This is a genomic window from Streptomyces alboflavus (genome assembly GCF_000716675.1).
Lineage (GTDB): Bacteria > Actinomycetota > Actinomycetes > Streptomycetales > Streptomycetaceae > Streptomyces > Streptomyces alboflavus.
Genome location: NZ_JNXT01000033.1, coordinates 52,188 through 68,383, shown reverse-complemented (window position 1 = coordinate 68,383; position 16,196 = coordinate 52,188). Strand labels below are relative to the sequence as shown.

Sequence of the window (16,196 nt, the reverse complement as noted above, 5' to 3'; positions counted from 1 at the left end):
CGCCCCTGCTGCACCACCCGCGTCCTGCGAAATTAGTGCACACAAGCGCACATGCAGAGGAGGCAGTCATGTCGCTGCTGTTCATCGGAATCGACCCCGAGACCGGGGACAAACAGAGCCCCACCGTGTGGGTCGACCAGGCGAAGCAGGAAATCGTCTTCCAGGGCTGGAAGCCGACGCCTGAACTCGCGTCGGAATGCGCCGCGTTCGAGGTTCCCGGCCATGCCTGGGGCATCCCGGAGGGCGAGAGCGTGGTTCGTATCCCGGCCAGGATGACGCATATGATCAGGGAGGCGTGCGATGCCGTCGAGCGTTCCGACCTTCGATGAACTGATGGCGGACTGCACCCGCTCCGCCGTGCATCTGGAGATGCGCGACGTGTACGCCGTCGACTACGAGAAAGGCCCGTTCGCCGACTGGAAGAAGGGCTTTCGCCACGATCCGACCGCCGAGCGGGCCTCTTGGTGGCGGCCGTGGCTCGACCTGATCCAGGACACCGTGGGTCGGGGCGTCACCGTCCGCCGAGCCCGGATCGTGTCGGAGCCCGTCAGCGAGTACACCCGCTTCCTGTACGACGGGACCTTCACCAACGTCGCCGCCGGTGAACAGGTGCGGTGGCTGCCTCGCCGTCGTACCGGCGCCATCGCCCTGCCGGGCAACGACTTCTGGCTGTTCGACGGCCGTTGGGTCCACTGGAACCACTTCGCCGGTGACGGCTCCTCGACCGGCGAGGAAGTAACCGACGCACCGGACTCTGCGAAACTGTGCGCCGAAGCGTTCGAGGCGGTGTGGGCACGCGCCACCCCGCACGATCAGTACGAGATCCACTGACGTCACCGATACCGGCGCCGAAGGAGACACGACGCCGACACCACCACGACACCGACAGTACGTACCGGACAGGCCAGTTCATGCCCATCTCCCCGTCTTCGTCTGCCCAGGCCGCACGCCAGGTTGTCGCTCTCCGGCTGCGTGACCTTCGAAAGGCCGCCGGGTTGACGGTCGTTGAGCTGGCTGACCGGTGCGGCTGGCACCACTCGAAGACATCGCGCGTCGAGAACGCCGTCACCGCTCCCTCCGCCACGGACATACGGGCCTGGACGGCCGCGTGCGGGGCGGCTGATCAGGCCGAAGACATCGTCACCCAGTCACTGAACGCCGAGTCGATGTACACCGAGTGGCGCCATCAGGTGCGGCGCGGCATGAAGCAACTGCAGGACAGCATGGTGCAGTTCTTCCATGACACCCGGCTGTTCCGGATCTACTCCTCGACGATGGTGCCGGGACTGTTGCAGACCGAGGGATACGCGGCCGCGCTGCTGAGCCGCATCGCCGACTTCCGCGGCATCCCCTTCAACGACGGCGCGGAGGCCGCGGCCGCCCGCGTCGAGCGGTCCCGGGTCATCCACGAACCGGGCCATCGATTCGTGATGCTCATCGAGGAGGCCGTCCTGTACGCCCAGCTGGGCGACGAGGACGCGATGGCCGCCCAGCTCGGCCACCTCCTCACCGCCGGCGCGCTCCCGCAGGTGTCGCTCGGCATCGTGCCCATGGCGACACGGCAGCGAAGGCAGTGGCCCGTGGAGACGTTCCACGTGTACGACGACACTCTCGTGTCCGTGGAGTTCCTCTCGGCGGAGGTGAAGATCACCCAGCCTTCGGAGATCACCCTGTACTTGAAGGCTTTTGAGGAGCTGAGGGGCATGGCGGTCTATGGGGCCGAGGCGCGTGCCCTGATCCTCAGGGCGATCGAAGCCCTCCAATGAGGCGGCACCCCCTCACTTCCCCCGACAAGGCACCCCCTCACCTCCCCCGAAACACAGCCCCCCTCCGCTCCACAAACGCCGCCACCCCCTCCTTCGCGTCCGCCGACGTCATGTTGATCTCCTGCGCCGCGGCCTCCGCCGCCAGCGCAGCCGCGCGGTCCGTGTCCAGGGACGCGTTGACCAGCTGCTTGGTGAGGGCCAGGGCCCGCGTTGGGGACGTGGCCAGGCGGTCCGCCCAGGACTGGGCCGTCTTCTCCAGGTCCGCGTCGGGGACCACCCGGTTCACCAGGCCCAGGCGTTCCGCCTCCGCCGCGGGGAGTGCGTCGCCGAAGAACATGAGTTCCTTGGTGCGTTGGGGGCCGATCAGGCGGGGGAGGAGGTAGGCGCCGGCGGCGTCGGGGACCAGGCCGCGGCGTACGAAGATCTCTATGAAGCGGGCGGACTCGGCGGCGAGGACCAGGTCGCAGGCGAGGGCGAGGTGGGCGCCGAGGCCCGCCGCGGTGCCGTTCACCGCCGCGAGGACGGGCTTCTCGCAGTCGAGGATCGCTGTGATGAGGCGTTGGGCGCCTTGGCGGAGGGTGCGGGAGATGTCGCCCGCCGTGCGGTCGGCGGCGTCCTGCGGGGGCGTGCCGGTGCCGCGCAGGTCGGCGCCCGTGCAGAAGCCCTTGCCTGTGGCAGTGAGGACCACCGCCCGGGTGGTGGGGGTTGTTGTGGCCTCGTCCAGGAGGTTGATCACGTGGTCGCGCTGCTCCGCCGTGATCGCGTTCAGGACCTCGGGGCGGTTGAGGGTGATCCAGGAGACGCCGTTGGGGGTGAGGGTGTGGAGGACGGGCGGGGGAGGCGGCGGCTGCGGAGGTGTGGGCATCAGTGGCACACCGCCAGCGCGTCCAGCGCCACCGCTCCCTGGCCCCGGGGCAGGACCAGGAGGGGGTTGATGTCCAGTTCGGCCAGGGTGTCGCCCAGTTCGAGGGACATGCGCTGGACGCGTAGGACCACCTCGACCAGGGCGTCCAGGTCGGCCGGTGGGGCGCCCCGGACCCCGTCGAGGAGGGCGCGGCCGCGCAGGGAGGACAGCATGCGGCGGGCCTCCTCCTCGCCGAACGGGGGCACGCCCACCGCCACGTCCCGCAGGACCTCCACCAGGACACCGCCGAGGCCGACGGTGACGGTGGGGCCGAAGAGGGGGTCGGGGGAGACGCCGACGACCATCTCGACGCCGCGTTCGACCATCTGGCAGACCAGGACGCCGTCGAGGTCGACGCCTTCGTAGCGGGCGATGTCGGTGAGGTCGCGGTAGGCGTCGCGGACCTGGCTGGCGGAGGTGAGGCCGACCTTGACCAGGCCGAGTTCGGTCTTGTGGGCGATGCGGGTGCCGGACGCCTTCATGACGACGGGGTAGCCGACGAGGCCCGCCGCCCGGACCGACGCCGCCGCGCTGGTCACCAACTGCTCGCGCGGCACCCGGATCCCGTACGCCCGGAGCAGCTGCTTCGCCGCGTGTTCGCTGAGCCGCTGGCCGGGGCGCAGCAGGGCCTGCGCCTTGCGGTAGGAGGGGGAGACCGCGCGTGGCGCCTCGTCGAAGGGGGAGCGGTAGGAGGCGGTGAAACGGTGGTGGTCGAGGTAGGCGCGCACGGCGCCGATGCAGTTCGCGAAGGTGCGGAACGTGGCCACGCGGGACGAGCCGAGCAGCGTCTCGCGGTACGCCGCCTCCGTACCCAGCGGTGAACCCCACACCACGCACACCAGCTTGTCCGTCTGCTCGGCCGCCGCCACCAGGTCCTTCGCCAGCTTGTCGCTCATCGGCGGGAAGGGGCCCGTGATGGGGCAGATGAGGACGCCGACCTCCGGGTCCGCGAGGATCGCGTCGATGATCTTCCGGCCGCGCCAGTCGCCCACGGGGTGGCCGCCGTTGTCGACGGGGTTGGCGACGTTCAGGTAGTGCGGGATCCAGTCGTGGAGTTCGGCCTGTTTGGCGGTGGAGAGCGTCGGCAGGTTCAGGCCCGCCTCGGTGGCGAGGTCGGCGAAGTGCGCGCCGGTGCCGCCGGAGATGGAGTACACGACCACCCCGTCGGCCCGCGGCGGCCGCGCCCGCGCCAACAGCGTCGCTGTGTCCTGGAGTTCGTCGAGGCCGTCGACGCGGATCACCCCGTACTGCCGCATCGCCGCGTCCACCACCGCGTCCGCCCCGGTCAGCTTCCCGGTGTGCGAGGCCGCCGTGCGCGCCCCCGTCTCCGTCCGCCCGACCTTGACGGCGACCACCGGCACACCGCGCCGCGCCGCCCGGTCGGCCGCGAGCAGGAACGAGCGGCCGTCCTTGAGCCCCTCCACGTAGCAGGCGATGGCGCCCACCTCGGGCCGCTCCGCGAAGTACGAGAGGAAGTCCGCCGTCTCCAGATCCGCCTCGTTGCCCGTCGGCGCCCAGTGCGAGAGGCGTACGCCCAGCTCCTGGAGCGTGAAGACGGGGCGGCCCTGGTGGCCGGACTGGGTGATGAGGGCGATGGCCGGGCCTTCGAGGTCGTCGCGGAACCGCTCGAAGGCGTTGAGGTTGGTGTTCGGGCCGAGCAGACGCATGCCCGAGCGGCTGACGGCCGCCGCGAGGCGCTCCTGCGCGAGCGCGCCCGCCTCGCCGGTCTCCGCGAAGCCGGACGCGAACGCCACCGCGAACTTCACTTTCGCCTCGGCCAGTTCCTTGATGACGGGGAGCGGGTCGCCGACCAGGAGCACGGCGAGGTCGATCGGCTCGGGCAGGTCGGCGACGGACGGGAAGCAGGGCCTGTCGAACACCGTCGCGCGGGTGGGGTGCACCGGGTGCAGCCGGGCTCCGACGCGCTCCGCCCACGCCACGAGCTGGCGCGTGATGCCGGTGTTCGGGCGCCCCTCCGCGTCCGACGCGCCGATCACGGCGACCGACTCGGGGCGGAAGAAGCGGTCGAGGTCGGGCACGTCGGCGGCCAGCGGCCGGCCGCCGACGTCCAGGTCGCCGGTCGCCGCCGCGCGGCCGTGCACGGTGGCGGCGGGGAGGTTGCCGCAGGCCACCGCGCGGGCGCGGCGGGGGTCGGAGGTGAAGGTGCCGTATGTCGATCCAAGCATCGGTCCGCCCGCTCCTGTGTGACAGCAACATAACTGACGCATAGTCAGATTACTGAACTGACGCTGTGTCAGGAATGGGGCTGCGGGTTTTGTACGACGGCGCGGGGGAGGCCGGCTTGCCGTGGCACGGGAGCTGCTGCCTTGGTGCGGTGAATCGCGGGGTGTGGTGAGTCGCGGGTGCGGTGAGTCGCGGGTGTGTGGTGTCGTCGGGGTGGGTGGTGCCGTCAGGGTGGGTGGTGCTGTCGGGGCGGGTGCGATCGGGGCGTACGCCCGGTAACACCGGTACCACCACGGAACCGCAGAAGCCCGCCCGTGCCAAGGGTGCGGAGGCGAACTGGCCGGTTACTTACGGCGCTTCGCCACCGCGCCCGCGATCTTCCCCGCGTCCCTGGCCAGCTCGCGCAGCATCCCGCTGATGGGGTTGGTGAAGCCGGTGAAGTACAGGTCGGGGGCCTCGGGGGCGGTGCGCGGGCCGTGCACGCGGGGTCGGCCCCGGCCGTCGAGCACGCCGAGGTGGCCGAGCAGGGGCTCCAGGGCGCGGACGTAGCCGGTGGCGGCGACGACGGTGTCCGGGCCGACGCGGGTGCCGTCCGCGAGGACCACCTTGTCGTCGTCGAAGGACTCGACGGCCGCGACGGGCTCGACGAGCCCCTTGCGGACGGCGTCGATCAGGCCGACGTCCTGCACCGGGATGGCGCCCTGGCGGACCCGCGTGTAGAGGCCCGTGTCCGGTCGCGGCAGCCCGTGCGCGGACAGGTCGGGCACGCTCACCTTGGCGATGGCGCGGCCCAGGCGGTCGACCACGGGCACCGGGAGCCTGCGGCACAGGATGCCGGAGCGCTGCGCGGGCCAGCCGGCGGTGGAGCGGCGCACGATGTGCGGCGCCGTGCGCACCGCGAGCCGCACCCGCGCCGCGCCGCCCTCGGCCAGGTCGACGGCTATCTCGGCGCCGGTGTTGCCGACGCCGACGACGAGCACGTCCTTGCCCGCGTACGGGGAGGGCTCGCGGTAGTCGCTCGCGTGCAGCAGCTCGCCGGTGTACGCGGTGCGGCCCGGCCAGTCCGGCAGGTGCGGGGTGTGGTTGTAGCCGGTGGCGACGACGACCGCGCTGCCGGTCAGTTCGCGGCCGCCGGTGGCGTGCAGCAGCCAGCCCGCGCCGTCGGCGGTGCGCTCGAGGCGGGAGACCTCGACGCCGGTGACGACCTCAAGCTCGTGGTACTCCGCGTACTTCTCCAGGTAGCGCAGCACGTTGTCGCGCGCGACCCACCTGCCGAAGGAGCGCGGCATCGCGAGGCCGGGCAGGGCGGACAGGCGGCGCGTGGTGTGCAGGCGCAGCCGGTCGTAGTGGCCGCGCCAGGAGGCGCCCACGCGGTCGGACTTCTCCAGGACGACGGCGCGTACGCCGCGTGCGCGCAGGGCGGCCGCCACGGAGAGTCCGCCGGGGCCGCCGCCGATGACGTACACCGGATGGTCGTCGGCCGGGCGGCCGGGCGCGGGGCGCTGGCTGCGGCGCGCTTGGGGGGTGGTGGAGTCGGCCATGTTCTGGAGAGTAACCACGCCGTCACTTGATGGGTGACGGACAAGTCCGAAACCGGTTGCGATCCGATCACGCGCCCCCGGCCCCCTCCGCGCCCCCGTCTTGCGCCCCGCCGCCGGGCGCGCTGAACTGACGTACCGTCAGAAAGGCTTGGTTCCCGTCCGTTGCGTCCCTCTGTGGGGTGTATGCGGTGCGAAGGGGCGGGGATCGGCGGGTGTTGTCGTGCGGAACTGTGGAGCACTGGGGAGGTCGTGGCATGGACAGGATCCGGCTCGGCGGTGGCGGTGGACGGTCGGCTGTGCCCGGTATCGGGCAGGGGGTGCGGTGGTCGGCGGGCGGGTGGCGTGTGGGGGAGAAGGGCTGGTTCGACGGGGGTGCGGGGGGTGCTGGGGGCGTGGGGTGCGGCGAGGGCGCCGGGTGTGCCGGGGGTGCGGGGTGCGCCGAGGGTGCGGGTGTCGCGGCCGGGCGCGGGTGCGGGGTGTTCCGGTGAGCGGGGTGGAGGTCCCGGGCGCGCGCTTCGACCTCCCCGAACCCGACCCCTTCACCCGCCCGTACTGGGACGCCGCCGCCGAGGGGCACCTCCTCGTCCGCCGCTGCCACGCCCCCGCCTGCGGCCGCGCCCACCACTACCCCCGTGAGTTCTGCCCGCACTGCTGGAGCGAGCACGTCACCTGGGAGCGCGCGAGCGGCCGCGCCACCCTCTACACCTGGTCCGTGGTCCACCGGAACGACCTGCCGCCCTTCGGCACCCGCGTCCCCTACACGGCCGCCGTCGTCGACCTCGCCGAAGGCCCCCGCATGATGACGGAACTCGTCGCCCCCGACGACGGCCCCCGCGTCGCCCCGCGCCCCGGCCTCCCTCTCCAGGTCACGTTCCGGGAGCTCACCGAGGGCGTGACGGTACCGGTGTTCCGGCCGTGCGTGAATGCGTAGCACGCTGTGTCTCGCAGTGCTACGCTCGCTCCATGAAGACCATCACGCAGCGTGAGTTCCGCAACAACTCCGCCGCCGTCATGGACGCGGTCGAGGCGGGCGAGACGTATCACATCACTCGTAGCGGCATAGAGGTCGCGGAACTACGCCCCCTCTCCCGTCGGCGAGAGCTGAGCGCGGAAGAACTCGTCGCCCGTGCCCGCAAGCTGCCACGTGTCGACCACAGGCAGATGCGAAGTGAGGCCGACGAATTCTTCGGCGGCGAGGACCGTGTCGGCGACGAGGACCCCTGGGAGTCCACCCGTGGCTGATCGGCACCCCATCGGCGTCCTCGACACGTGTGTGTATGTCGATCTCGCGGACCTCGACCCCGGGTGCCTGCCCGCCAGGCCGAGGCTCACAGCGGTGACCATGGCGGAGCTTCAGCAGGGTGTCGCCATGGCCAAGGACCCCGGCGAGCGGGCGCGACGCACGGAGAGGCTCGCGGACGCCGTCTCGGCTTTCGACCCACTGCCGTTCGACGGCGCCGCGGCCACACGGTACGGAACGCTCGTGGCCCTGGTCCTCGCGGCCCGCCGGAATCCCCGCCCGCGCAGGCTCGACCTGATGATCGCCGCGATCGCCTCGGTTCAGGAAGTTCCACTCTTCACGCGCAACATGGAGGACTTCAAGGGCCTGGAGGAAGCCGTGACCGTCGTGGCCGTGTGATCGTCGTGCCCGTTGTGACCGTTCCGGCTGTGGTGCCCGTCCGGCCGTGTCCTGCCTGGTCGACCGGTCAGGAGTCGGCGACCCGCTTCACATACCGATGGCACGGCACATGGATCGGGCCGCTGTCGCTCGCCGCCAGGTACTCGAACAGGCCCTCGTCGGTCCAGCCGTTGCGCTCGTAGAACCTGCGGGCACGCGCGTTGCCGTTGACCACCGCGAGCCACGCGCGGGTGTGGCCCTTCGCCGCCACCCGGCGCTCCGCCTCGGCGAGGAGCGCGCGGGCCACTTCCGTGCCCCGGTGGTGCGCGTCGACGTACACCTGCTCCACCTCGTCGTCGACCACCATCACGAAACCGGCCACCTCGCCGCCGACCGTCGCCACGGCCGTGTCCGTGACCCGCTGCGGCGCCCGCATGCCGAACGACTGCGCCGTGCGCACCGCCACCAGCGCCGCCGGTACGTTGCCGAGGTGGCCGTCGGCCCAGCCCTCGTGCCAGATCCGAGCGATGGCCGCCACATCGGCCGGTGTCGCGGGGCGCAGTTCCACCACGGGTTCCTCGTGGGTCGTCACGGCCACATCAACTCCCTTGCCCAGCCCCCGTTTCCAGCCGCACGGTAGCGCAGCCGCACATGCCGCCTCCGCGCGTCACCCTGGAAGAATTCCACCTCTTGGGGCGTCAGCACGTACAGCGTCCAGCTCGGCGCGTCGGCGTCCGGTTCCCGCGCGGCCCGCTCCCACGCCGCGTCCGAGGCCCGCTCCAACTCCGCGTACGCCGTGAGGGCTTCGCTCTGCCGCCCCACGAGCGCCGCCGCGAGCGCCCCCGCCGACCTCGCGTGCAGGTCGGCCAGGGCCTCGGCGTGCGGGGCCGTCCGCACCGGGCCACGCACCCTGACCTGGCGCCCTCGGGCCGGCCAGTAGAAGTGCAGTGCCCCGTACGGGTGCGCCGCGAGCTGTCGGCCCTTGACGCTCGTCGCATGTGTCCCGAAGTGCCAGCCCTCGTCGTCGACGTCGTGCAGCATCACCGTCCGCACGTCCGGGTCGCCCGCCGCGTCCACCGTCGCCAGGCCCATCGTGTGCGGCTCCGGCTGACCCGCCCGCGCGGCCTCCGCGAACCAGCTGTGGAACAGGCCCACCGGGGCGGGCGGCGCCTTCTCGGGGTCGAACCCCGGCAGCAGCTCCTCGAACTCCGGCAGCCGGACGTCCCACACCTTCTGGGCGCGCAGCAGCCGCCTGAACTCCGACGCGGGCGCGGCAGGGGACTCGGACTCGGGCGTGGGTGTCGTCATAGGGGCATTGTCGTCCCGCCCGCCCCCGTGCCCGCCGCACGCCCCGCCACCGCGTCCACATCCCGGCAACGGCGTGGACCGCCTATGTTCATGATCAACTACACAACTCCCTTCATATGCCTCTGGTCTAACGGGATGTACCGAAAGCACCACAGCGCACCGACATCCCGAAGGGCACTTCCGTATGCGCACCTACAGGACCCTCACCGCCACCGCTTCCCTCGTGCTCGCCCTCGGCGGAGCCGCCCTCGCGGCGCCCGCCGCCCAGGCCGCCCCGGCCACCTCGGCCGCGGTCGTCCACGACGGCGACGAACTCGTCTACAAGGCCACCCCCGGCCAGAAGAACCAGCTGAAGGTCGACGAGAAGATCGTCAGCCGCGGCGAGTTCGAGCAGTACCACGAAGTCACCTTCCGCGACCGCGCCGCCATCACCATCAGCGCCGCCGCGGCGGAGTGGGACGAGTGCGCCTACCCCTCGCCGGGCGACCGCACCGTCGTCCGCTGTGCCTTCGAAGTCCCCCTGGGCTCCGACGACTCGGACACCTACCAGGTCGACCTCGGCGACCGTGACGACACCGCGACCCTGCCCGCGGACGGCGAGGCGTGGGGCCGGGTCCACGGCGGCACGGGTGACGACCGCCTCAAGGGCTCCGCCAACGCCATGCTGCACGGCGACGCCGGCAAGGACCACCTCGACGGCGGCGGCGGTCCCAAGGGCTTCGGCTCCTACGGCGGCTCCGGGAACGACACCCTCGTCAACTGCGGCCAGGACTGCTTCGGCGGCACCGGCGACGACTCGCTCTCCGGCAACCGCGAGGAGAACAACCTGCACGGCGACGACGGCAACGACGTCCTGCGCGGCAAGTCGGGCGCCGACACCCTCTACGGCGGCAAGGGCAACGACAAGCTGTACGGCGAGGCCGGCAACGACACGCTCTGGGGCAACAGCGGCGACGACGTCCTGTGGGGCGGCACCGGCACCGACACGCTCAAGGGCGGCTCCGGCCGCAACGAACTCCACCAGGACTGACCCGTCCCGGACGTGTGTGGGGGAGCGGGGGCTCCCTCACGCACGGCGCCGCGTCACCACCTCCGCGACCCGCTGCGTCATCGTCGGCTGCCCGGCCGCGCTCGCCTCGACGGGGTTGTACGCCAGGACGAACCTGCGCCGGCCGTCCACCGTCGAGAACGCCGCCGACGCGTAGCCGTACTGCTCGCCCGTCTTGCCCCACAGCTCCACGCCGTTGACGGTGGCCGTCTGCAGGCCCGCGCCGTACCTCGCCGGGGAGCCGTCCAGCATCCGCACCTCTTTCGGCGGCAGCGTGTGCATGAGCCGGAGCAGGTGCGGCGGGAGCAGGCGGCCCGCGAACAGCGCGGCCAGGAAGCGGTCCAGGTCGTCGCCGGTGGATATCAGCTCGCCCTCGCCCCACGAGTAGGACTGGTCGTACTCGGTGAAGTCCTTGAGGCGGCCGTCGGCCATCTTCAAGTAGCCACGGACGTGCGGGCCGTGGACGCGGGGGTCGTGGCCCGGCGACGTGACCTCCGTCAGGCCCAGGGGACGGGCGACGCGGCGGTGGATCTCCGCTCCGTGCGAGCGGCCCGTGAGTTCGCGGATCAGCAGGGCCAGGAGGACGTAGTTCATGCCGCGGTACTCCTGCGCGCTGCCCGGGCGGAACTTCGTCCGGGGCTCGCGCGTGACCGTCGCGAGCAGGCGCTCCGGGGTCCAGCGGTCGTGGCGGTGCGCGTCTGTCGCCTCCGGCGTGGACAGGTCAGGAACGTCCGGGCCGCTCTCGCTCGGCAGGCCGCTGGTGTGCGTCAGGAGGTGCGTGATCCGCACCGGCGCGTATGTGTCGGGGAGCAGGCCCGGCAGGTAGCGCTGGACCGGCGCGTGCAGGTGGACTCTGCCCTCGTGCGCCAGTTGCAGCACGACCGTCGCCACGAACACCTTCGTGATGCTGCCGATCCGGAAGCGGTCGTGGCGGCCCACCTTCCGGCCCGTCGTGAGGTCGGCGACGCCCGAAGTCCCGTACCAGGAAGTGCCCGAGCCCCTTGCTCCGCCCGCCGCTCCCGTGTCGGCCACACGCAAGTGCGCCGCCGTGGCCCTCGGGTGGGACAGGTCCGCTATGGCCGCCCGCAGCGCCGCCGGGTCCAGCGGCGCCAGGTCCCCACCCCCACGCGGGGCCCGCCCCGTCCGCCCGGCCGCGAAGGCCGATCCCGTCACCGCCGTCCCGGCCGTCGCCGCGAGCACGCCCCCGGCGACCGCGCCCCGGACGAGGGCTCTGCGGGAGGGCCGGAGCCCCGCTGCGGACGGGGAAGCGGTCGGGGGAGGAGCGGACGTCGGGGGAGGAGCGGACGAGGAACACGGACCAACAGGAGAAGCAGCCATGCCTCAAGGCTCCGCCGATCCGCCCCCGCAGTGATCAGGGACAGCCCTGACCCGACCCTGAAACACCCCTTAGGGCAAGGGAATTGCACGGGCCCCGGCCGACCTGCGGGCCCCGGCCGACCTGCGGGCCCCGGCCGACCTGTGGGCCCCGGCCGACCTACGGACCACGCCAGACGCACGCCCCCCACCGGCGTACCCCACCCCACCTACCTCCCCAACACCACCGTCCCCGAAGAGCAGAACCACCCACCCGTCCCCGACACCACCGCCACCTCCGGCAGCCGCCCCCCGCCCCGCCGCACCTGCCGTGCCTCGCCCGCGTCGCCGCGCAGCTGCCGTACCGCCTCCACGATCAGGAACAGGCCCCGCATCCCGGGGTGCTGGGCGGAGAGGCCGCCGCCGTCGGTGTTGGTCGGCAGCTCGCCGTCCCGCAGGAGGCGGCCCTTCTCCACGAACGCGCCCCCCTCGCCCTTGGCGCAGAAGCCCAGGTCCTCCAGGGTCACCAGGGTCATGTACGTGAAGGCGTCGTAGATCTCGGCGATGTCCACGTCCGCCGGGCCGACGCCGGCCCGTTCGAAGGCGAGCCGCCCGCTGACCGCCGCCGGGGACACCGTGAAGTCCTCCCACTCGGACATCGTGGTGTGCGAGACGTGCTCGCCGGAGCCGAGGACCCACACCGGCGTGGACGCGCAGTCCGCCACGTACTCCTCGGCGGCGAGCAGCACCGCGCAGCCGCCGTCGGAGCGCAGGCAGCAGTGCAGCTTGGTGAAGGGGTCCGCGATCATCGGGCCGGTCAGGACGTCGTCCACGGTGATCGGCTCGCGGTACATCGCCTCGGGGTTCGTCGCCGCGTTCGCCCGCGCCTGCACGGCGACCTGCGCCAACTGCTCAAGGGTCGTCCCGTACTCGTGCATGTGGCGGCGCGCCGCCATCGCGTACTTGGCGACCAGGGTGTGCCCGTAGGGGACCTCGAACTGGAGCGGGCCGCGCGCGCCGAACGACAGGTTCGCCGTGCGCCGCCGCGCCTTGAGGTCGGCGCGGGCCGTGGAGCCGTACACGAGCAGGACGGCGTCGGCGTGCCCCGCGGCGATCGCGTCGGCCGCGTGCGCCGCCATGACCTCCCAGGTCGCGCCGCCCACGGACGTGGAGTCCACCCAGCGGGGCCGCAGGCCCAGATACTCGGCCACCTCCACGGGCGCGAGCGTCCCGAGGCCCGCCGACGCGATCCCGTCGACGACCTCACGGCCGAGCCCGGAGTCCGCGAGCGCGCGCCGGGCCGCCTGCGCGTGCAGCGCGTACGCCGTCGCGTCGTCGACCCGCCCGCAGTCCGAGAGCGCCACCCCTACGACGGCGACCTTCCGGCGTCCGGGGCCTCGCCCGCCCGCGAAGCCGCGCGCACCTCCCGAACCACCCCTGCGAACGGCCCTGCGCGAGCCTCCGGAACCACGTGCACCAGCGTCAGCGGCCATGGAGCTGACGGTACATCAGATCTCGCGTCGCGCGGGAGGGCGCACGGCCCTGGGCAACCACGCCCCGGAGTCCTAGCATGTCGGCCCGTCAATGTATGTGACGGTTCGTCAGATCCGGGTCCGCTGGGCCCTGGAGAGGAGCCCGCCGATGGACGCCGCCCTCACCGCGGAACAGGACGAGATCCGCCGCACCCTGCGCGAGATCGTCACCAAACGCTGCGGCCCCGACGACGTCAAGGCCGCCGTCCGCACCCCCGCCGGGTACGACGCCGGGCTGTGGGCCGCCCTCGCCGGACAGCTCGGCCTGCCCGGCCTCGCCCTGCCCGAGCGGCACGGCGGCACCGGCTGCGGCACCCTCGAACTCGCCCTGGCCTGCGAGGAGCTGGGCCAGGGCCTCGCCCCCTCACCGCTCATCGCCACCGCCGGTCTCGCCACGCCGCTGCTGCTCGCCCTCGGCACCCCCCGCCGCCACGCCGAGCTGCTGCCCCGCGTCGCCACCGGCGAGCTGACCGCCGCCCTCGCCGTCCCCGGCGCCGCACTCGCCACCGCCCTCGGCCTCGTCGGCGACCACGAAGACGACCGCGACCACCGGGCCCACCGCGACCACTGGGCGGGCGGCGGCCGCGCGGGCGGCGTGCAGGCGCGGACGGCCGACGGCGTCTGGCGCCTCTACGGACAGGTCGACCAGGTCCTCGACGGCCACAGTGCGGAGCTGCTCCTCGTCGCCGCGCACACCGGCGGGTTCGCCCGGTCGCGTGCGCTGCTCTTCCTCGTACGCGGTGACGCCCCCGGTCTCGTACGCGTCCGGCAGACCGCGCTCGACGAGACCCGGCCGCGCGCCCTGCTCGAACTGCGGGACGTGGAGGGCGAGTTGCTGGGCGACGCGGAAGCGGGCACGGGTCCGGACGTGGGGGCCGCGCTGGCCGGGACCGGCGAGCGCGTCGCCGTCCTGCTCGCCGCCGAGGCCGTCGGCGCCGCCGACCGCGCGCTCGCCCGCACCGTCTCCTATGTCAAGGAGCGCGAGCAGTTCGGGCGCGCGATCGGCTCCTTCCAGGCCGTGAAGCACCGGCTCGCCGACGTGTACGTACGGGTGCAGGCGGCCAGGTCGGCGGCGTACTACGCGGCGTGGGCGGCGGATGCCCGCAGCGGGGACGGCAGGGTCGACGGGGACGGCGAGGGCGGCGAGGGCGGCGAGCGGGCCGGTGGGCTCGCCCTCGCGCAGGGTCTCGAAGCCCTGCGCACCGCCGCTGCCGAGGCCGTCCAGCTGCACGGCGGCATCGGCTTCACCTGGGAGCACGACGCCCACCTCTACCTCAAGCGGGCGTCCGGGGACGAGCTGCTGTTCGGGCCGGTGCACCGGCTGCGGGCGCACGCGGCCGAGCGCGCCGGGTTGTTCGCGGGGGAGGGGGCGGACCGGGCAGAGGGGGCGGCGGCCGCGCGTGCGCCGGAGCGGGGCGCGCCCGCCGTTCGGGTGGTCGGGGCGGGCCCGGGGCGGTCGGCCGGCGGGGCGGGCCGCTGATGGCCGCCGGGGTCGGGCTGCGTCTGATGCGCAAGGTGTCCGCGACCCGGGCCTTCGCCCGTGTGGCCCCTCGGGTCGTGCCCGCCATGGATCGGGGTGTGCACCGGCTCACGCGCGGAAAGGTGCTGCTCAGCGCCCGGATGCTGCCCGGTGTGATCTTGACGGTGCGGGGTGCGCGGAGCGGGCTCGACCGGCGTACTCCGCTGGCGTGCGTGCCGGAGGAGGGCGGGAGCTGGCTGCTGGTCGGGTCGAACTTCGGGCGGCCCGCGCATCCGGCGTGGACCGCGAACCTGCTGGCGGGTCCGGACGCCTCGATCAACTGGCGCGGGGTCGACATCCCGGTGCGGGCACGGCTGTTGGCGGGGGCGGAGCGGGCTGCGGCCTGGGAGACGGCGCTGGCGTTCTGGCCGCCGTACGCGACGTACCAGGCGCGGGTGGAGCGGGAGATCCGGCTGTTCCGGCTGGAACGGAGGTAGCGCACCCGAACGGGGGCACGCGGGGAGGGCCGGGCCGGGTCGCACCGGGTCATGCGGGAGCACGGCGGCGGGTCATGCGGAGAGTCGTCGCGGCGGGGTCATGCGGAGAGCACGGCGGCGGATCACAGACAGTGATCCGCCGCCGTGGTGACAGGACTCCGGTGCCGGGCGCCTACTTCGTCGGCTTCTTGCCCGTCACGCCCAGGTGCACCAACAGCGCGAGGTTCGGCTTCAGTTCCGCCTGCTTGACGCCCCAGGTCTGGAAGCCGCGCTGGTGCGAGGCGACCGCGGCGAGCATCGCGACCAGGGAGCCGGCCATCGCCGCCGGGCTCACGTCCTTGTCGACCTTGCCCTTGGACTGGAGCTCCTTGACGGTGTCCGTAAGGGAGTTGTTCACCGAATTGAGGATCTTCATCCGGATTTTGTAGAACCGCTTGTCGCCCTCGGCCGCGCCGAGGTCGACCACCCGGAGGATCGCGTCGTTCTTCCGCCAGAAGTCGAGGAACCCGTCGACCAGGTCCTGCGAGGTCTGCAGGGCGGCCTTGCCGACCCAGGAGCGGCCCTCCAGGAGCTGCGTCAACTGCGCGCCCTCGGCGGCCATTTGCTCGGCGATCTCCAGGACGGCGCCCTCGACGTCCGGGAAGTACTGGTAGAACGTCGCCGGTGAAGTGCCCGCCTTCCGGGCGACGTCGATGACTTTGACGTCCCGGTAGGGCGAGGAGCTGAGCATCTCGCTCAGGCAGTCGAGCAGTTTCTGACGTGTCGCCTGACCACGCCGACCGGCCACACGGCCGTCGACGGTACGTACCTGTCCTGTCATGCCGTCAGCTTACCGAGGGGTGATCGGAGCGCGATTCGGCCGAGTGCAAATGGGGTTGAAGGGGTGCCAGAGGGGTGTCGGAGGGGTGCACTGGGGTGACGGGAGGGGGGTGGGGAGCGGGGTGGGGGCGCCCGGGGCGGGTGCCGCGCTCCGGCCGGAAATGATCGTCCAGGAGTGCGTGGCCGCCCGGCTCCGGCCGCTCGGC

General features: G+C 72.8%; 17 protein-coding genes. 9 read left to right on the top strand and 8 right to left on the bottom strand.

All coding sequences use genetic code 11. The features are described from left to right. The first annotated feature begins 68 nt into the window (after window positions 1-68). The 3 genes from OO63_RS23995 to OO63_RS23985 all read left to right on the top strand — a co-directional run bounded on the left by OO63_RS23995 (window position 69) and on the right by OO63_RS23985 (window position 1,766). Window positions 69-329, top strand: coding sequence for a hypothetical protein (locus tag OO63_RS23995; protein WP_030361560.1), 261 nt, complete (start codon window positions 69-71; stop codon window positions 327-329). Beyond that, window positions 301-831: a DUF6879 family protein gene (locus OO63_RS23990; RefSeq protein WP_030361561.1), complete on the top strand. Its 531-nt coding sequence runs from the start codon at window positions 301-303 to the stop codon at window positions 829-831. The genes OO63_RS23995 and OO63_RS23990 overlap by 29 nt, the downstream gene beginning before the upstream one ends. 80 nt (window positions 832-911) lie before the next feature. Then, the gene (locus tag OO63_RS23985) at window positions 912-1,766 is read left to right on the top strand and encodes a helix-turn-helix domain-containing protein (RefSeq protein ID WP_030361562.1); all 855 of its coding nucleotides are present in this window, start codon (window positions 912-914) and stop codon (window positions 1,764-1,766) included. 37 nt (window positions 1,767-1,803) lie between these two features. Here OO63_RS23985 and OO63_RS23980 read toward each other — a convergent pair whose 3' ends face one another. The 3 genes from OO63_RS23980 to OO63_RS23970 all read right to left on the bottom strand — a co-directional run bounded on the left by OO63_RS23980 (window position 1,804) and on the right by OO63_RS23970 (window position 6,395). Next, window positions 1,804-2,631, bottom strand: coding sequence for an enoyl-CoA hydratase/isomerase family protein (locus OO63_RS23980; RefSeq protein ID WP_030361563.1), 828 nt, complete (start codon window positions 2,629-2,631; stop codon window positions 1,804-1,806). Next, window positions 2,631-4,856 carry an acetate--CoA ligase family protein gene (locus OO63_RS23975; protein ID WP_030361564.1) on the bottom strand — a complete coding sequence of 742 codons (2,226 nt, stop codon included), beginning with the start codon at window positions 4,854-4,856 and terminating at the stop codon, window positions 2,631-2,633. Before OO63_RS23975 ends, OO63_RS23980 begins: the two co-directional genes overlap by 1 nt. A 342-nt stretch (window positions 4,857-5,198) precedes the next feature. Further along, the gene (locus tag OO63_RS23970; protein WP_030361565.1) at window positions 5,199-6,395 is read right to left on the bottom strand and encodes a flavin-containing monooxygenase; all 1,197 of its coding nucleotides are present in this window, start codon (window positions 6,393-6,395) and stop codon (window positions 5,199-5,201) included. 484 nt (window positions 6,396-6,879) lie between these two features. Between OO63_RS23970 and OO63_RS23965 the strand changes: the two genes are divergently transcribed. Genes OO63_RS23965 through OO63_RS23955 form a run of 3 tightly spaced genes read left to right on the top strand, consistent with a single transcriptional unit; the run spans window position 6,880 to window position 8,034 of the window. Further along, entirely contained in the window at window positions 6,880-7,326 is a 447-nt protein-coding gene (locus tag OO63_RS23965; RefSeq protein ID WP_030361566.1) for a Zn-ribbon domain-containing OB-fold protein, read from the top strand. A 32-nt stretch (window positions 7,327-7,358) separates the two neighbouring features. Further along, complete coding sequence (locus OO63_RS23960) at window positions 7,359-7,637, top strand: type II toxin-antitoxin system Phd/YefM family antitoxin (protein ID WP_030361567.1); 279 nt, start codon at window positions 7,359-7,361, stop codon at window positions 7,635-7,637. Then, window positions 7,630-8,034 (top strand): PIN domain-containing protein, encoded by a 405-nt coding sequence (locus tag OO63_RS23955; protein WP_030361568.1) that lies wholly within the window; start codon window positions 7,630-7,632, stop codon window positions 8,032-8,034. Before OO63_RS23960 ends, OO63_RS23955 begins: the two co-directional genes overlap by 8 nt. 67 nt (window positions 8,035-8,101) lie before the next feature. Here the strand turns inward: OO63_RS23955 and OO63_RS23950 are convergent, their stop codons facing one another. After that, window positions 8,102-8,605, bottom strand: a complete 504-nt coding sequence (locus OO63_RS23950) for a GNAT family N-acetyltransferase (RefSeq protein WP_030361569.1) — start codon at window positions 8,603-8,605, stop codon at window positions 8,102-8,104. Further along, on the bottom strand, window positions 8,602-9,321 hold the full coding sequence (locus OO63_RS23945) for a pyridoxine/pyridoxamine 5'-phosphate oxidase (RefSeq protein WP_030361570.1): 720 nt from the start codon (window positions 9,319-9,321) through the stop codon (window positions 8,602-8,604). The genes OO63_RS23950 and OO63_RS23945 overlap by 4 nt, the downstream gene beginning before the upstream one ends. 184 nt (window positions 9,322-9,505) lie before the next feature. Here OO63_RS23945 and OO63_RS23940 point away from each other — a divergent pair, with 184 nt between their 5' ends. Beyond that, entirely contained in the window at window positions 9,506-10,351 is an 846-nt protein-coding gene (locus OO63_RS23940) for a calcium-binding protein (RefSeq protein ID WP_030361571.1), read from the top strand. A gap of 36 nt (window positions 10,352-10,387) precedes the next feature. Here OO63_RS23940 and OO63_RS23935 read toward each other — a convergent pair whose 3' ends face one another. Together OO63_RS23935 and OO63_RS23930 are read right to left on the bottom strand one after the other, a co-directional pair. Then, window positions 10,388-11,569 (bottom strand): serine hydrolase domain-containing protein, encoded by a 1,182-nt coding sequence (locus OO63_RS23935; protein WP_397622268.1) that lies wholly within the window; start codon window positions 11,567-11,569, stop codon window positions 10,388-10,390. Between the two features lie 344 nt (window positions 11,570-11,913). Next, window positions 11,914-13,047 (bottom strand): thiolase C-terminal domain-containing protein, encoded by a 1,134-nt coding sequence (locus OO63_RS23930; protein ID WP_030361573.1) that lies wholly within the window; start codon window positions 13,045-13,047, stop codon window positions 11,914-11,916. Window positions 13,048-13,324: 277 nt separating this feature from the next. Between OO63_RS23930 and OO63_RS23925 the strand changes: the two genes are divergently transcribed. Continuing rightward, window positions 13,325-14,695 carry an acyl-CoA dehydrogenase family protein gene (locus OO63_RS23925; RefSeq protein WP_030361574.1) on the top strand — a complete coding sequence of 457 codons (1,371 nt, stop codon included), beginning with the start codon at window positions 13,325-13,327 and terminating at the stop codon, window positions 14,693-14,695. Beyond that, window positions 14,695-15,171 carry a nitroreductase/quinone reductase family protein gene (locus OO63_RS23920; protein WP_030361575.1) on the top strand — a complete coding sequence of 159 codons (477 nt, stop codon included), beginning with the start codon at window positions 14,695-14,697 and terminating at the stop codon, window positions 15,169-15,171. The genes OO63_RS23925 and OO63_RS23920 overlap by 1 nt, the downstream gene beginning before the upstream one ends. A 172-nt stretch (window positions 15,172-15,343) precedes the next feature. On the opposite strand, the gene OO63_RS23915 is transcribed toward OO63_RS23920, so the two are convergent. Further along, window positions 15,344-15,991 carry a TetR family transcriptional regulator gene (locus OO63_RS23915; protein ID WP_016639324.1) on the bottom strand — a complete coding sequence of 216 codons (648 nt, stop codon included), beginning with the start codon at window positions 15,989-15,991 and terminating at the stop codon, window positions 15,344-15,346. Window positions 15,992-16,196 lie beyond the last annotated feature (205 nt).

Excerpts from the sequence above, each read along its gene's own strand:
- OO63_RS23995 (WP_030361560.1), top strand. The coding sequence starts at position 69 with ATGTCGCTGCTGTTCATCGGAATCGACCCCGAGACCGGGGACAAACAG.
- OO63_RS23990 (WP_030361561.1), top strand. The coding sequence starts at position 301 with ATGCCGTCGAGCGTTCCGACCTTCGATGAACTGATGGCGGACTGCACC.
- OO63_RS23985 (WP_030361562.1), top strand. The coding sequence starts at position 912 with ATGCCCATCTCCCCGTCTTCGTCTGCCCAGGCCGCACGCCAGGTTGTC.
- OO63_RS23980 (WP_030361563.1), bottom strand. The coding sequence starts at position 2,631 with ATGCCCACACCTCCGCAGCCGCCGCCTCCCCCGCCCGTCCTCCACACC.
- OO63_RS23975 (WP_030361564.1), bottom strand. The coding sequence starts at position 4,856 with ATGCTTGGATCGACATACGGCACCTTCACCTCCGACCCCCGCCGCGCC.
- OO63_RS23970 (WP_030361565.1), bottom strand. The coding sequence starts at position 6,395 with ATGGCCGACTCCACCACCCCCCAAGCGCGCCGCAGCCAGCGCCCCGCG.
- OO63_RS23960 (WP_030361567.1), top strand. The coding sequence starts at position 7,359 with ATGAAGACCATCACGCAGCGTGAGTTCCGCAACAACTCCGCCGCCGTC.
- OO63_RS23945 (WP_030361570.1), bottom strand. The coding sequence starts at position 9,321 with ATGACGACACCCACGCCCGAGTCCGAGTCCCCTGCCGCGCCCGCGTCG.
- OO63_RS23940 (WP_030361571.1), top strand. The coding sequence starts at position 9,506 with ATGCGCACCTACAGGACCCTCACCGCCACCGCTTCCCTCGTGCTCGCC.
- OO63_RS23925 (WP_030361574.1), top strand. The coding sequence starts at position 13,325 with ATGGACGCCGCCCTCACCGCGGAACAGGACGAGATCCGCCGCACCCTG.
- OO63_RS23920 (WP_030361575.1), top strand. The coding sequence starts at position 14,695 with ATGGCCGCCGGGGTCGGGCTGCGTCTGATGCGCAAGGTGTCCGCGACC.
- OO63_RS23915 (WP_016639324.1), bottom strand. The coding sequence starts at position 15,991 with ATGACAGGACAGGTACGTACCGTCGACGGCCGTGTGGCCGGTCGGCGT.